The sequence below is a fragment of the Bradyrhizobium sp. genome (assembly GCF_016219575.1).
In the GTDB taxonomy this organism is placed as follows: Bacteria; Pseudomonadota; Alphaproteobacteria; order Rhizobiales; family Xanthobacteraceae; genus Bradyrhizobium.
The window spans coordinates 128670-141813 of the sequence record NZ_JACRMG010000016.1 but is presented as its reverse complement, the minus strand read 5'-3'; the positions used below and the strand labels follow the sequence as shown (position 1 = coordinate 141813).

Below are 13144 nucleotides of genomic sequence, written 5' to 3'. Positions count from 1 at the left end.
TTATGTCGCGCAGGCTGATGCTTCCGCTAGCTCTGGCCGTGGTGATGCAGGCCGGCGCCGCCCATGCCGACGCCATCGACGGCGACTGGTGCAGCGCCGACGGCCAGCGCATGTCGATCCGCGGCGACAACATCACCATTCCCAGCGGCAGGCAGATCGCCGGCAATTACAGCCGCCACGCCTTCGACTACGTGATCCCGCCCGGCGACAGCGGCGCGGGTGACACCGTGAACATCATCCTGCGCAGCGAATATCTGGCCTTCTCGCGCCAGGGTGCAAATGGCGACAAGCCGACCGAATGGCGCCGCTGCAAGGATTTGAACAGCTAGCCGCCGTCGTCCCGATCTGCTGCGGCGCGCGGCTTGATCGTCGCACGCAGCCCGCCGAGTTCTGAACGGTCGAGCTGCACGGTCCAGCCATAGGCCTCGACCACGTCCTGGACGATGGCAAGACCGAGCCCGGCGCTCCCGCGCTGGTCGAGCCGTCCGCCGCGGGCGAGCACGATCGGGCGCATTGCCTCGGCAATGCCGGGGCCATCGTCCTCGACATCGATCTCCCCGCTGTCCGCGGCGGCGATCCGCACCCGGTTGTGGGCGTGGCGCGTGGCGTTTTCCAAGAGGTTGCCGAGCGCCTCGGCCAGATCGGAGCGCTCGAACGGCACGGTGACGGCGTCGGCCACTGCGATGTCGTATTCGATCCCTGCGCCTTCCGGCGTCCGCGCCAGCGTCGCCACCAGTGAGCGGCTCAACGGCGCGAGTTCTGTCGAAACATCCGGCTGCGAGCCGGCGATGCCGCGCAGCCGGGCCCGCGCCAGCTCGCGGTCGACATGGCGGCGCATGGTTCCGATCACGTCGTCGATGCCGTCGGCAATGTCCGGCTGTCCCGCCTCGCGCAGCCGGGCGGCATCCGCCGCCAGCGCCGCCAGCGGTGTCTTCAGCCCGTGGGCGAGATCGGCGGCGCGGTGACGGGAACGTTCGACTTCGGAGGCGCGGGCTGCGAGCAGCGCATTCACCTCCTCGACCAGCGGCCGTACCTCGTCGGGCACGCCGGAAGCGAGCTGAAAGTCGCGGCCGGCACGGATGTTCGCGACACCGCGCCTCAATACGTCGAGCGGCCGCAGCCCCAGCCCGACCTGGATTGCGGTCGCCGCCGCCAGCACGATCCCGAGCAGGCCGAGCGCGATGACGAGGTCGTTGGCGAACGCGGTGGTCGCCGCCGCCACATGCGCGGCATCGATGGCGACTGCGACCGTGATCGGGGTTTCGCGTCCGTTGATGGTGAGCTGAACCTCGCGTTCGGCGATCAGCACCTTTGCATCGCCCGGGCCGATCGCCACGTGCCGATGCACCTCGCCCGGGGCCGGCGTGTCCTTCGGCAGCAGCAGCGACGAATCCCACAGCGAGCGCGAGCGCAGCGTCTGGCCGCGGTCGTCGGCAACCTGCCAGTACAGCCCCGACAGCGGCTCGATGAATCGCGGATCGGCGGGGCCGCCGGTCATCACAATGCGGCCATCGGCGTCGACCTCGAGGTCCGCCAGAAGCTTCTTGAGATGGACGTCGAGATCCTGGGAAACCGTGCGGCCGACGTGACGCTCGAACAGCAGCGTCAGGCCCAGACCGGCCATCGCCAGGGCGAGGACGATCGCCGCCACGCCGGTAGCGACAAGGCGCAGCCGCAGCGAATTCCCCTTCATTCGACCGAATCCGGGATCAGATAGCCGAAGCCGCGCCGGGTCTCGATGAGATCGATGCCGAGCTTGCGGCGCAGCCGGCCGATCAGAACCTCGATCGCATTGGTATCCTGGGCATCGTCGGTGCCGTGGATATTCTCGCTGAGCTCGAGCTGCGACACGACACGGCCGCGCTGGTGGATCAAGCAGGCAACGGCGCGATATTCCAGCGCCGACAGGTTGATCGGAACGCCGCGGACGCTGACCTTCATCTGGCGCTCGTCGATGGTGAGGTCGCCGATCGTCACCACGGAAGAGGCGCGGCCGGCCGAGCGGCGCAGGATCGAGCGCAGCCGCGCCAGCAGCTCCTCCATCTGGAACGGCTTCGGCAGATAGTCGTCCGCGCCGGCATCGATGCCGTCGACGCGTTCGCTCCAGCTGCCGCGCGCGGTCAGGATCAGGACCGGCGTGGTGCGGCCGCTGGCGCGCCAGCGCTTGAGCACGGCCAGGCCGTCCATGCCGGGCAACCCGAGATCCAGGATGATCGCCGCATAGTCCTCGGTGTCGCCGCGGAACCAGGCGTCTTCGCCCTTGCTTTCGCGGTCGACGACATAGCCGGCCGCGAGCAGCGCGCGCTCGACATCGGCGGCGATCCTGCGGTCGTCCTCGACAAGCAATATGCGCATCATTTCTCCCGGGTGCGGCCGATCTCGCCGGTCGCCGCGTCGACATGAACCTCGAGAAGGCGTCCCTGCGCGCCGACGACCCGGAGTTCGTAACTCAGCCGTCCGTGTTCGCGTTCGAGCTTCACGCTCGTGACCTCGCCGGGAAGCTTGCCGCGCACGATCCGCAGGATCTCGGCCAGCGGCTTGATCTCGCCGCGTTCGACCGCCTGTCGCGCCAGATTGTGGTCGCGCTCATCGCTGTCGGCGCGCGACGCCGCCGGGGCGAACGCCGCAAGCGCCGCCGCTAACGCAACTGCCATGACTCTCGCATTCAACCGCATGACCGGACCCGATACCTCTCAGGCTTCTCCTCGCATGGATCACCTGACAATTCGCTGACATCGCTCAACAGGCGGCTGTCAGTGCTGCCGGCCGATAGTTCCCGGCGTCGCTGGCCGAATAGGCGGCCGGGACCCGAGACCAGGAGACACTACGATGCGCAAGATCATCATGCTGGGCACCCTCATCGCCCTGTTCGGCGCCGGAGCCGTGGCACAGGCCGAGGAGGCCGTCACGACGCAACCCGGGGCCGCCGTCGGGGCAACCCGGCCGGCGATGCGCGGCGAAGAGTATCGACGTGAGCGCCACCATGATTCCCGCAGCGAGTACCGCGAGGCCCGTCGTGGCTACCGCAATCATCATGACGACGATGGTCACGAGCGCCATGATGAGAGCAGGGAACACGGCCGGTACCACCGCTGACGAGTAAGGCTACCGATGGGGCGCCGGTCATTCCATGACCTGGATCAAAAGCGTCCCATCGGCGCCGATCACCCCGCTTCCAGACCCACGCCAGTGCCTGCGGCCGGCGCCAATCATGACGGAGATCTTCCATGACCAGAACCGCAATGCTCGCCACCAGAATCCTTCTCGCTACAATGACCCTTGCGAATGCCAGCGGCCCCGCCGATCCCCACGCCGGGGTGCCGCAAGGCCAATGGCCGTCCCTCGATGCCGTCCAGGCCAGGCTTGAGTCGCTCGGCAACAAGGCCGCGCCCAAGGTCACCTGCGGCATGCCGGGTACAATCGACTGGCGCGCCGTCCCGATCTCCGGCGCCATCGCTGGCCAGTCGTAGCGGAGGCCCGGCCGTGAGCGGGGGCAGGGGCCGAGTGATGCGAGGCTTCAGTCCCACCAGCCTCGCGGAGGTCGCTTGCTACGCCGGCACGATCGTCCTGCCGATCGGCCACAGCGCAATGCCCGCGAGCTTGAGATGCGCCCAGGCGAAGGGCAGCCCGATGATGGTCACCGCCCAGATGATCGCGGTGATGAGATGGCCGAGCGCCAGCCACCAGCCCGCGAGCACGAACCAGATGATGTTGCCGATCACGCCGAGCGGTCCGGTGCCGATGTCTGACATGCCGGTCACCTCGTCGCGGCGCACCGCGCGCGAGCCGAACGGCAGCAGCGTATAGACCGCGATATTGAACGCCGCGCGCGCCCAGGGCAGGCCGATGATGGTGATCGCCATGATCACGGCCGCCACCAGCCAGCCAAACGCCATCCAGGCGCCGCCGATCAGGATCCAGAGGATGTTGAGGATGATGGAGACCGGTTGCATGGCAAATCCCTCACGCCTTGGGTGACGAGGGGCAATATAGGGACGGCAGGAGTGGCGCGGTAGGGCTTGCGCCCGGCGGATGGAAGAACTAGCCGCGCGCCTTTTTCGGCTGGTCCTGCGCCGGTTTGCCGGTGCCGGCGCGGATCAGGCGCGCCTTGGCGAGCTCGAGCAGCATGCTGTCGGTGGAGACCACGCGATTGCGGCCGAGATGCTTTGCGGCATAGAGCGCCTGGTCGGCCTGTCCGATCAGCCAGTCGGGCCCGACGACGTCCTGGCCGGGGACATAGGTCGCCACGCCGACGCTGAGCGTGACGCATGAATCGGCCGCAGGCTCCCCGAGCGCGATGCGCATCTCGGCGACCGCGTGGCGCAGCCGCTCCGCCACCGCGCAGGCGGCAGCCATGTCGGTATCGGGCATGATGATGGCGAATTCCTCGCCGCCATAGCGGGTGGCGAGGTCGGTCGGCCGGATCGCGGTCTTGCCGATCATGGCGGCGATGTCGCGCAGGCACTCGTCACCGTGCTGATGGCCGTGATTGTCGTTGAACAGCTTGAAATGATCGACGTCGGCAAACAGCAGCGCCAGCGGCCGGCCGGAGCGGTCGGCGCGCGACCATTCCATCTCGATCGCCTGATCGAAGGAGCGGCGGTTGGCAAGCCCGGTCAGTCCGTCCTTGGCGGCCAGCGTCTTCAGCGCCATCTCGGCGCGCTTCTGGTCGGTCATGTCGCGCAGCGTCTCGACCACGGCGATCAAATTGCCGTCGTCGTCATGGATCGGGCCAGCGTCGATCGCGAGATAGAGGTGATTGCCGAGCCGCGGCATCACGCACCAGTTTTCCGCGCTGGAGCCGATGCTGTCGTCCTTGGTGACGACGAATTCCGCATAGAGATCGCCGATCAGGTCCTGGCGGCCGAGCGCCACGAGGTCGGCGAGGCAATAGCGGTTTTGTTCATAGAAGCCCTGCCAGTGATTGCGCGTGCCCAGCACCTCGGTGGCGGAAACGCCGGTCAGGCGCTCGCAGGCGCGGTTCCAAACCACGACGCGGCGGTCGGCGTCGATCACGAAGGTCGGCACCACCAGGTGCTGCAGCAGCCGCGCGGCATAGTGGTCCGCGGCGTCGCCGGTCTTGCGGTTCCTGGTCGGATCGTTGGCCATCACGCCACCGCCGCCACGTCGTCGGAGGAGGAGGGGACGAGCAGCTTGCGCACTTCCGCGCTCGGCCTGGCGCCGGAGAACAGGAAGCCCTGCATCTGGTTGCATCCGAGCGCGCGCAGCAATTCCTTCTGCTGCGGCGTCTCGACGCCTTCCGCCACCGTCGTCATGTTGCAGGAGGCCGCGATGTTCACCACCGCCTGCACGATCACCGACGAGCCGTCGGCTTCGGCGATGTCGGTGACGAAGCAGCGGTCGATCTTGATCTTGTCGAAGGGGAAGCGCTTCAGATAGCTCAGCGAGGAATAGCCGGTGCCGAAATCGTCCAGCGCGATCCGCACGCCGATGGATTTCAGCTCATGCAGGATGGCGAGCGCCGTGGCGTCGTCGCCGATCAGCACGGCCTCGGTGATCTCGATCTCCAGCCGGTTTGCCGGCAGGCCCGAGGCGGCGAGCGCGCTGGCGATCCTGAGCGCCAGCGTCGGCTCGCGCAGCTGCACGGGCGACACGTTGACCGCGAGCCGGACATGCTCCGGCCAGTTCGCCGCCTCGGCGCAGGCCGTGCGCAGCACCCATTCGCCGAGCTCGACGATCAGGCCGGTGTCTTCCGCGACCGGGATGAACGCGGCAGGCGAGATCATGCCGCGCTCCGGATGGCGCCAGCGCACCAGCGCTTCGCACCCCGTCACCTGGTCGTTCCTGAGGTCGACCAGCGGCTGATAGTGGATTTCGAAGCCGCCATTGGTCAGCGCGTGGCGCAGATCCTGCTCCAGCGCGAGCCGCGCCTTGGCGCTGGCGTCCATTTCCGGCTCGAAGAAGCGATAGGTGCGGCGGCCGTCGGCCTTGGCGCCGTACATCGCAAGATCGGCATTCTTGATCAGCTGGTCGATATCGGTGCCGTCCTGCGGCGCCAGCGCGATGCCGATCGAGGCGTCGGAGGACAGATGATGGCCCAGGCACTGGAACGGCTGGCGCAGCGCTTCGTGGATCCGGGTGACGACGTCGAGGACGTCGTTGACGCCCTTGACGGAGGTCTGGATCACGGCGAATTCGTCGCCGCCGAGCCGCGCGATCATATCGCTCTCGCGGATGCAGCCCCTGATCCGCCCCGCCACCGCCTTCAGCAGCTCGTCGCCGACATGGTGGCCGAGCGAGTCGTTGATGCCCTTGAATTCGTCGACGTCGATATAGAGCAGCGCGAATTGATCGCCGCGCGAGACCTTCTGCAATTCCCGCTGCATCTGCTCGCGGAACAGCACGCGGTTCGGCAGGTCGGTCAGCGGATCGTAATGGGCGAGATGGGCGATCCTCTCGTGGGCACGACGGTGTTCCGTGACGTCGTTGACTACGTTGACGATGTAGCGGACGTCCCCGCCGTTGTCGCGGATGCCGATCCGGGTCGAGGTGATGTAGCGCTTGCCGAGCGCCTGGCTGTCCCAGAGGTGCTCGTCCTTGAACAGGCTGCCGGACTGCAGGGTCTTCTCGTCGTCGGCGTTGATGATTTCGACGGAATGCGGCGGGAACAGGTCGGGAGCGGTCTTGCCGACGATCTGTTCGCGCGGCATGCCGAACTGTTCCTCCGCAACGCGGTTGGCGAGCAGGTAGCGGCGGTCGCGGGCATCCTTCACCGTGATCTGCGAGGGGATGTGGTCGAGGATCTGGCTCAGGAAGGCGTAGTTGCGGTCGCGTTCCTGCTCGAGCCGCTGCCGCTCGGTGACGTCCTCCATGGTCGCAACCCATCCGCCCTGCGGCAGCGGCTGGTTGACGATCTGGAACGTCCGGCCGTCCCTGGAATTGACGATCGACGTGGTGACCTCGCCCTTGGCGACACGGAGCTGGATTTCGTCGTGGAACTTGACAGGGTCGCCGTCGAACGATCCCGTTGCATGGCGATGCTTCATGATGTCGAGCGAAGACGTGCCGGGTTTGACCATATCCGGCGACAGTCCGAACATGTTCATGAATCGCTGGTTGCACAGCACCAGGCGCTTCGAACCGTCATACAGCACCAGCCCCTGCGTCATGTTGTTGAGCGCGGTGTCGAGCTGCTGCTTCTGCGATTCCAGGCGCTGCTGGGATTCGCGGTTCTGCCGGCCGATCTGCCGGATGATCAGGAGCAGGGTGGCTCCGATCGCCAGCATCAGCAGGCAAGCGCCCGCGATCATGGCGTGGGTCTGGTCGCGCCAGTCGGCGAGCACGTTGGCCAGCGTCGTGGTCACAACGATCGTGATCGGATAGTCGCGCAGCGCCGCGGCGGTGCCGATGCGCTCCTTCCCGTCCACCGGGCTCCTCACCTTCATGGAGCGGACCCCGCCATGGGTCTGGACGCTTTCGACCAGGGGCGCGTTGAAAAGCTTCTGCCCGATCATCGCAGCGACATGCGGGTGGCGCGCAATCAACGTGCCGTCGCGGTGGAACATGGAGATCGCGGCGCCCTTGCCGAGCGAAAGGGAAGCGAAGAACTTCTCGAAATTGGCGGGATCGATGCGGCGGCCCATCGCACCGAGGAAGCTGCCGTCGGGACCGCTCAGGCGGTGGGCGACGACCGTCGTCCAGTTGCCGGTGAAGTAGCTGCGCACGGACTCGGCGAGAACCGACTGGTAGGGAGGACCGGAGCGCAGCGTGGAGAAATAGGCGCGGTCGGAGATGTCGATCTCCGGCAGCGGCCATGAGCCGGAGGAATTGATCAGCCGCCCGTTGATGTCGAAGAAGTTGACGTCGCCGATATAGGACAGCACGCTGACCTTGGATTTCAGGGCCTCGTGCGCCTCGAAGGTCGACAGTCTCTGCCGGAACTCATCCGGCGAGGTGACATGCGGAATTCCCATCTGGGCGATGATGTTCCGCGCGATGGTGTCGGAATCCTCGAACTGCTGGTCGAAATGGCGCGTCAGCAGCAGGACGGTGTTTTCCAGCTCGCGCTGCCCGTTCGCCAGCGCGCGCTCGCGGAACTGGTCGATCATGACGACGGTACCGACCAGGATCGCCGCCGACAGGACGGCGCCGCACAGCACGAGCCACGTCACGGGGCCGCGGAGCATGGATGTGGCTTTGGCGCGCGATTCATCGGTCGCGTTGACCCAACCAATCCCGGAAAGCAATTTGCGCATCCACCCTGGCCCCATGGAACCCATGGGTACGACAGCAGAAATGGCATTCGCGTTAGGAAATCCGGTTACCTCGTTCTTAATCGATGCTGCAGTTGCGCAAGGAGCCTGCCCATCGTGCCTAACGCGGGGTTAAGACCGAAGCATGCGCCAGATTCCTGATTTGACGGTTTCCTTCAGGCGCGCGGCAGGCTTTCGCTTGAAAGCGCCCTAGCGGCGGTAGCCGGCGGCGCGCGAATAGCCGGTGCGGTTCTCCTGCACCGGACGGCTGGCAAGGCGGCCGCGCGACTCGCTGGTCGGCGGGGTCGCGCGCTTGAGATCCTCGAGGAAGATCGGCTTGTCGAAATAATAGCCCTGCGCGTAGCGGATTCGGGTCGCCGCCTGCAGGTAGGCGAGTTCCTCGTGGGTCTCGATGCCTTCCGCGACCACGGTCATGCCGAGCGCTTCGGAGAGCGATTCGATGGCGCGCAGGATGCCCTGGCTGCGCGGCCGCTTGTGGATGTCCGTGATGAAGGAACGATCGATCTTGATCTCGTCGGCGGTTATGTCGGCAAGGGCCGACAGCGACGAATAGCCGGTGCCGAAATCGTCGATCGAGATGCCGACGCCGATCCTGCGCAGGATCGGCAGGATCTCGTCCTGGAACGAGGTCCTGGTGACGAAGGCGTCTTCCGTCACCTCGATCATGAAGCGCTTCGGGAAGCCGGTCTGCTCCAGCGCCTCCGCGAACGGGCGCATGAATTCGGGATTGCCGGCCTGTTTGGCCGCGACGTTGATGCTGATGGTAGTTTCATGACCGAAGGTCTCGTTGATCAGGTCGATCGACCTGACGATATCGGCCAGCACCAGGCGCGTCAGTTCGTCGATCAACCCGAGCTCGGTGGCGAGATTGATGAAGGTGCCGGGCGCCTGGATCACGCCCTGATCGTCACGCAGGCGGACCAGAGCCTCGATGCCGATGACGTCGCGGGTACGGATGTCGACCTTGGGCTGGAACGCGCAGCAGAAGCGTTTCTCCAGGATGGCGAGCCGCAGCGACTGCTCGACCTTCATGCGCGCCTGTGCTTCGCGCTCCATGCTGTCGTCGAAGAACGCCGCCGCGCCCTTGCCGGCGTTCTTTACGCGGTACATCGCGATGTCGGCGTTGTGGCGCAGCGCGTCGTAGCTGCCGCCGTGCTCGGGATAGAGGCTGACGCCGATCGAGGTGGAGGCGAAGATTTCCGAATCGTCGATGAAGAACGGCGCCTTGATCCGCTCCAGCATGAAACGGATGAACTCGGCGACTTCCTCCTGGCCCTGCACGGGATGCAGCAGCAGCACGAATTCGTCGCCGCTGATCCGCGACAGCATGTCGGAAGCGCGCAGGTTCATGGCGATGCGGCGCGCCATCTCGACCAGCAGCGCATCGCCGATCGCGTGGCCGTAATAGTCGTTGATGTGCTTGAAATTGTCGACGTCGAGGAAGGCCAGCGCGAAGGGCGAGGTCTCGCCGGCCTGGAGCAGCTTGTTGACGCGGTGCTCGATCACCCGCCGGTTCGGCAGGTCGGTCAGTTCGTCATAATAGGCCGAGCGGAACAGCTCGTCCTCGAACGCCTTCTGCTCGGTGATGTCGGCGGAGCTCGACAGCAGGAGATCGCGTTCGGCGATGCGGACCGGGTGGTGGCGGGTGAGGAACACCTGGCGGCCGCCCTCGTGGACGAAGCTTTCCTCGGCCACCAGTGGCTGGCCGGTACGAAAGGCTTCGCGCGCGGCTTCGCGGCGGTGTTCGTGCCCGGGAATGCCGTCCGCGCCGATCTGCAATTGCGCGGCTGCCGCGTCGTTGGCCAGCAGCACGCGGCCATGCTCGTCCTGCACCGTGACGCCGTTCGGCAGCATTCTGAGAACATCGCGCAGGATGCTCAGTTCGGAGGCGGCTTCACCGTCGTTTCCGGGCGTCGCCGCGCCGGATTCCGGGACGGCATTGCGGGGGCGGTACATCAGGCGAGAGTGGCGAAATCCGTTGTAATTTTAGTTAAATGAAGCCGATAAAGCCTGGATCATCGCACCGGCAGCGGCAATCGAAGGGGCGTTGCCGCGGACGTGATTAACGGAACGTCAACCTCCACCCGCGGCAGTTGCGCGTGAGACACGGTTCGTTCGGGCAATTGCGCTCAATCGGCGGGGATCCGGCACTGCATGATGCAGTGAATGCCGGACTTCAGGAAGCCGATCTCAGTCTTGCCGTCGAACGGCCGCAGCGCGGAATTCAGCAGCTTCGTGCCGAAGCCAGGCTGTCCGACATTCTCCACCGCCGGGCCCTCGGTCTCGTCCCAGGTGATGCTGAGCCGGTCGCCGGAAACCGTCCACGACACCTGAAGGAAGCCGCGGGCGGATGCGAAGGCCCCATACTTGCTGGCATTGGTGGCGAGCTCGTGGAACATCAGCGCCAGGCTGACGGCGAGCCTTGCCGGCAGGAACAGCGCATCCCCGTTCAGGTTGAAGCGGACATGGCCGTAAGGGCCGAGTTCGGACCGCAGGAGATCGCGGATGTCGCATCCCCTGCCTTCCACGCGGGCAATCAGGTCGTCGGTTGCCGAAAGTGCCCGAATGCGCCGGTCAATGGCGCTCCAGATTTGCGGCTGGTCGGCCAGCACCTGGTGCAGCACCGCATGGACAGTCGAAATCTTGTTCTTCAGCCGGTGCTGCAGCTCGTCGACCAGCAGCTTGCGGTATTCCTCTTCCTCGATCAGACGCCTGGAGATTTCGCGCTGATGCGCCGCGATGGCGCGGTAATGCTCGACGCCCCAGATCGTCACGCCGCATACCGCCCAGTAGATCACGAGCAGCACGAAACGCGCCGAGTCCGCCGTCGCATTGCTGAAATTGACCGTCATGCCGAGCGCGCCGGCCGCGAGCGCCGTTAGAATGCCGATCCGGTAGCCGCCGAACATGGTCGCCAGCACCACGGCCGGAAAATACGGCGTGAAGAACACGTCGGGCCGGATTTGGGCCAATCCCCATCGCGCCAGCGTCGACAGCGCCAGGCAGACCACCGCAAAGCCGATGGCAAGCGGCAGCGCGGGCTGGGAAGCCCCCCGCCAGGCCCGTCGGAATTCGTCGATCAATTTTGCCATGAGTCTGTCACTTCACGTGATCAGCCGCACCAAATTATGGCCGAGCATAGGGCAAAACACCCGTTTTACAGAGCGGCGATGCCCGCAACCGTGTCATGCCGCCGTGCCGCCCGCGCTTGCGCCGGTTCCGCGCTGCGGGGATAGTGTCAGCAACAAGACAGGCATTTGCGACAAAGGGGAAACATCATGGGGCGGCTAGACGGCAAGGTTGCGGTGATCACGGGCGCAACGAGCGGCATCGGGTTGCGCACCGCGGAGCTCTTCGTCGCCGAAGGCGCCAAAGTCGTGATTGCTGGGCGCCGCGTGCCCGAGGGCGAGGCGCTGGCCAGGCAGCTCGGCGGCGCCTGCGTCTTCCGCCAGACCGACGTCACCCAGGAAGACCAGATGCGCGCGCTGATCGCGCTTGCGGTCGACAAATTCGGCAAGATCGATTGTCTGTTCAACAATGCCGGCGGCCCTGCGCAAACCGGCGGCATCGAGGGCCTCGAGGTGGATCGCTTCGACGCTGCGATGGCGACTTTGGTGCGCAGCGTCATGCTCGGGATGAAGCACGCTGCGCCCCACATGAAGAAGCAGGGTTCCGGCAGCATCATCAACAATGGCAGCATCGCCGGGAACCTCGCCGGCTTTTCCTCCTCGGTGGTCTATGGCGCGGCCAAGGCGGCCGTCATCCATCTCACCAAATGCGTGGCGATGGAGCTCGGCGAGTCCAATGTCCGCGTCAACTCGATCTCGCCGGGCGCGATTGCGACTGGCATCTTCGGCAAGGCGCTCGGGCTCTCGACGGACGCCGCCGAAAAGACTCCGGCCGTGATGCGCGAGGTCTACAAGACCGCCCAGCCGATCCCGCGCGCCGGGCTGCCCGACGACATCGCGTATGCGGCGGTGTTCCTGGCCAGCGACGAATCCTCCTTCGTCAACGGCCATGACCTCGTCGTCGACGGCGCCATCACCGGCGGCCGCAACTGGACCCAGCAGCAGCAAGGCTACGTCGCCCTGCGCAAGGCGTTCGATCAGGGGACGTGAGGCTTGCCGTCATTCCGGGGCGCGCGAAGCGCGAACCCGGAATCTCGAGATTCCGGGTCTGGTCCTTCGGACCATCCCGGAATGACTGGGAAGGAGATTCGACCATGCTCGCAGCAACCACCCTCAAACTACCGGACGTGTCGGCCGTAGCTCAAAGAGCGAAGGCCGAAGCCCGCCCGTTCCATCTTGCGGTCATCGCCGGCCTCGCCTGCGCGTTCCTGATCGCGAAAACCGCGCCGCTGACGCGCGATCTCGTCGCCGCCGTGATCGAGCCGCTCTGCATGACATCGGCGTCGTCCCAGGACGTGGTCGAGCCCATCAGCTCGCATGCGCTGCCGAACGTGCCGGGCAAGCGCGTCACCGTGGTGCGCGTGTTCTACGGCCCCGGCGGTTTCACGCCGGCGCATTATCATTCCGGTTCGGTGACGGCCTATGTCACCAAAGGCGAGATCCGCTCGCAGCTCGGCGGCGGACCGGTCGAGACCTTCAAGGTGGGGCAATCCTTCTTCGAGCCGCCGGGCTCGACGCATCTGGTTTCGGCGAACGCCAGCAGCACCGAGCCCGCGGAACTGATCGCGATCTTCGTCGCCGACGAAGGAGCCCAGCTGACGACGCTGCTGAAGCAGTGAGAGAGCCCTTCCTTCTCTCCTTGTGGGAGAAGGTGGCGCGCACGGAGTGCGCGACGGATGAGGGGTTTCTCTCCGCGGACGCCGGCTGGCTGATACGAGGGATGCTCGCTCGGGGAGGCAAACCCTCACCCCGCTTCGCGTTCCGCGAAGCGACCCTCTCCCA

13 protein-coding genes are annotated in these 13144 nt (G+C 66.0%); 5 read left to right on the top strand and 8 right to left on the bottom strand.

The window, feature by feature from the left end:
* Window positions 1–2 precede the first annotated feature (2 nt).
* Window positions 3–329, top strand: coding sequence for a hypothetical protein (locus HZB49_RS15145; RefSeq protein WP_291612705.1), 327 nt, complete (start codon window positions 3–5; stop codon window positions 327–329).
* Here HZB49_RS15145 and HZB49_RS15140 read toward each other — a convergent pair.
* The 3 genes from HZB49_RS15140 to HZB49_RS15130 are packed head-to-tail and all read right to left on the bottom strand — an operon-like array spanning window position 326 to window position 2654.
* Window positions 326–1693 carry a HAMP domain-containing sensor histidine kinase gene (locus HZB49_RS15140; RefSeq protein ID WP_291612703.1) on the bottom strand — a complete coding sequence of 456 codons (1368 nt, stop codon included), beginning with the start codon at window positions 1691–1693 and terminating at the stop codon, window positions 326–328. The genes HZB49_RS15145 and HZB49_RS15140 overlap by 4 nt on opposite strands.
* Complete coding sequence (locus HZB49_RS15135; protein WP_291612701.1) at window positions 1690–2355, bottom strand: response regulator transcription factor; 666 nt, start codon at window positions 2353–2355, stop codon at window positions 1690–1692. Before HZB49_RS15135 ends, HZB49_RS15140 begins: the two co-directional genes overlap by 4 nt.
* Complete coding sequence (locus tag HZB49_RS15130; protein WP_291612700.1) at window positions 2355–2654, bottom strand: PepSY domain-containing protein; 300 nt, start codon at window positions 2652–2654, stop codon at window positions 2355–2357. Before HZB49_RS15130 ends, HZB49_RS15135 begins: the two co-directional genes overlap by 1 nt.
* 175 nt (window positions 2655–2829) lie before the next feature.
* On the opposite strand from HZB49_RS15130, the gene HZB49_RS15125 reads away from it, so the two are divergent.
* On the top strand, window positions 2830–3096 hold the full coding sequence (locus tag HZB49_RS15125) for a hypothetical protein (RefSeq protein WP_291612698.1): 267 nt from the start codon (window positions 2830–2832) through the stop codon (window positions 3094–3096).
* A gap of 131 nt (window positions 3097–3227) precedes the next feature.
* On the top strand, window positions 3228–3470 hold the full coding sequence (locus tag HZB49_RS15120; RefSeq protein ID WP_291612696.1) for a hypothetical protein: 243 nt from the start codon (window positions 3228–3230) through the stop codon (window positions 3468–3470).
* A gap of 78 nt (window positions 3471–3548) precedes the next feature.
* Here the strand turns inward: HZB49_RS15120 and HZB49_RS15115 are convergent, their stop codons facing one another.
* From HZB49_RS15115 to HZB49_RS15095, 5 genes are all read right to left on the bottom strand, one after another.
* Window positions 3549–3953, bottom strand: a complete 405-nt coding sequence (locus HZB49_RS15115; protein ID WP_291612695.1) for a YccF domain-containing protein — start codon at window positions 3951–3953, stop codon at window positions 3549–3551.
* Window positions 3954–4041: 88 nt separating this feature from the next.
* Window positions 4042–5109, bottom strand: a complete 1068-nt coding sequence (locus HZB49_RS15110; RefSeq protein ID WP_291612693.1) for a diguanylate cyclase — start codon at window positions 5107–5109, stop codon at window positions 4042–4044.
* Window positions 5109–8147, bottom strand: a complete 3039-nt coding sequence (locus HZB49_RS15105) for an EAL domain-containing protein (RefSeq protein WP_291612691.1) — start codon at window positions 8145–8147, stop codon at window positions 5109–5111. The genes HZB49_RS15110 and HZB49_RS15105 overlap by 1 nt, the downstream gene beginning before the upstream one ends.
* Window positions 8148–8423: 276 nt before the next feature.
* On the bottom strand, window positions 8424–10190 hold the full coding sequence (locus HZB49_RS15100; RefSeq protein ID WP_291612689.1) for an EAL domain-containing protein: 1767 nt from the start codon (window positions 10188–10190) through the stop codon (window positions 8424–8426).
* 173 nt (window positions 10191–10363) lie between these two features.
* Window positions 10364–11326 (bottom strand): HWE histidine kinase domain-containing protein, encoded by a 963-nt coding sequence (locus tag HZB49_RS15095; RefSeq protein ID WP_291612688.1) that lies wholly within the window; start codon window positions 11324–11326, stop codon window positions 10364–10366.
* Between the two features lie 186 nt (window positions 11327–11512).
* Here HZB49_RS15095 and HZB49_RS15090 point away from each other — a divergent pair, with 186 nt between their 5' ends.
* Both HZB49_RS15090 and HZB49_RS15085 read left to right on the top strand, forming a co-directional pair.
* Complete coding sequence (locus HZB49_RS15090) at window positions 11513–12352, top strand: glucose 1-dehydrogenase (protein ID WP_291612686.1); 840 nt, start codon at window positions 11513–11515, stop codon at window positions 12350–12352.
* A gap of 104 nt (window positions 12353–12456) precedes the next feature.
* Entirely contained in the window at window positions 12457–12981 is a 525-nt protein-coding gene (locus HZB49_RS15085) for a cupin domain-containing protein (protein WP_291612684.1), read from the top strand.
* Window positions 12982–13144: the final 163 nt, after the last annotated feature.

Excerpts from the sequence above, each read along its gene's own strand:
- HZB49_RS15145 (WP_291612705.1), top strand. The coding sequence starts at position 3 with ATGTCGCGCAGGCTGATGCTTCCGCTAGCTCTGGCCGTGGTGATGCAG.
- HZB49_RS15140 (WP_291612703.1), bottom strand. The coding sequence starts at position 1,693 with ATGAAGGGGAATTCGCTGCGGCTGCGCCTTGTCGCTACCGGCGTGGCG.
- HZB49_RS15135 (WP_291612701.1), bottom strand. The coding sequence starts at position 2,355 with ATGCGCATATTGCTTGTCGAGGACGACCGCAGGATCGCCGCCGATGTC.
- HZB49_RS15130 (WP_291612700.1), bottom strand. The coding sequence starts at position 2,654 with ATGGCAGTTGCGTTAGCGGCGGCGCTTGCGGCGTTCGCCCCGGCGGCG.
- HZB49_RS15125 (WP_291612698.1), top strand. The coding sequence starts at position 2,830 with ATGCGCAAGATCATCATGCTGGGCACCCTCATCGCCCTGTTCGGCGCC.
- HZB49_RS15120 (WP_291612696.1), top strand. The coding sequence starts at position 3,228 with ATGACCAGAACCGCAATGCTCGCCACCAGAATCCTTCTCGCTACAATG.
- HZB49_RS15115 (WP_291612695.1), bottom strand. The coding sequence starts at position 3,953 with ATGCAACCGGTCTCCATCATCCTCAACATCCTCTGGATCCTGATCGGC.
- HZB49_RS15110 (WP_291612693.1), bottom strand. The coding sequence starts at position 5,109 with ATGGCCAACGATCCGACCAGGAACCGCAAGACCGGCGACGCCGCGGAC.
- HZB49_RS15105 (WP_291612691.1), bottom strand. The coding sequence starts at position 8,147 with ATGCTCCGCGGCCCCGTGACGTGGCTCGTGCTGTGCGGCGCCGTCCTG.
- HZB49_RS15100 (WP_291612689.1), bottom strand. The coding sequence starts at position 10,190 with ATGTACCGCCCCCGCAATGCCGTCCCGGAATCCGGCGCGGCGACGCCC.
- HZB49_RS15095 (WP_291612688.1), bottom strand. The coding sequence starts at position 11,326 with ATGGCAAAATTGATCGACGAATTCCGACGGGCCTGGCGGGGGGCTTCC.
- HZB49_RS15090 (WP_291612686.1), top strand. The coding sequence starts at position 11,513 with ATGGGGCGGCTAGACGGCAAGGTTGCGGTGATCACGGGCGCAACGAGC.
- HZB49_RS15085 (WP_291612684.1), top strand. The coding sequence starts at position 12,457 with ATGCTCGCAGCAACCACCCTCAAACTACCGGACGTGTCGGCCGTAGCT.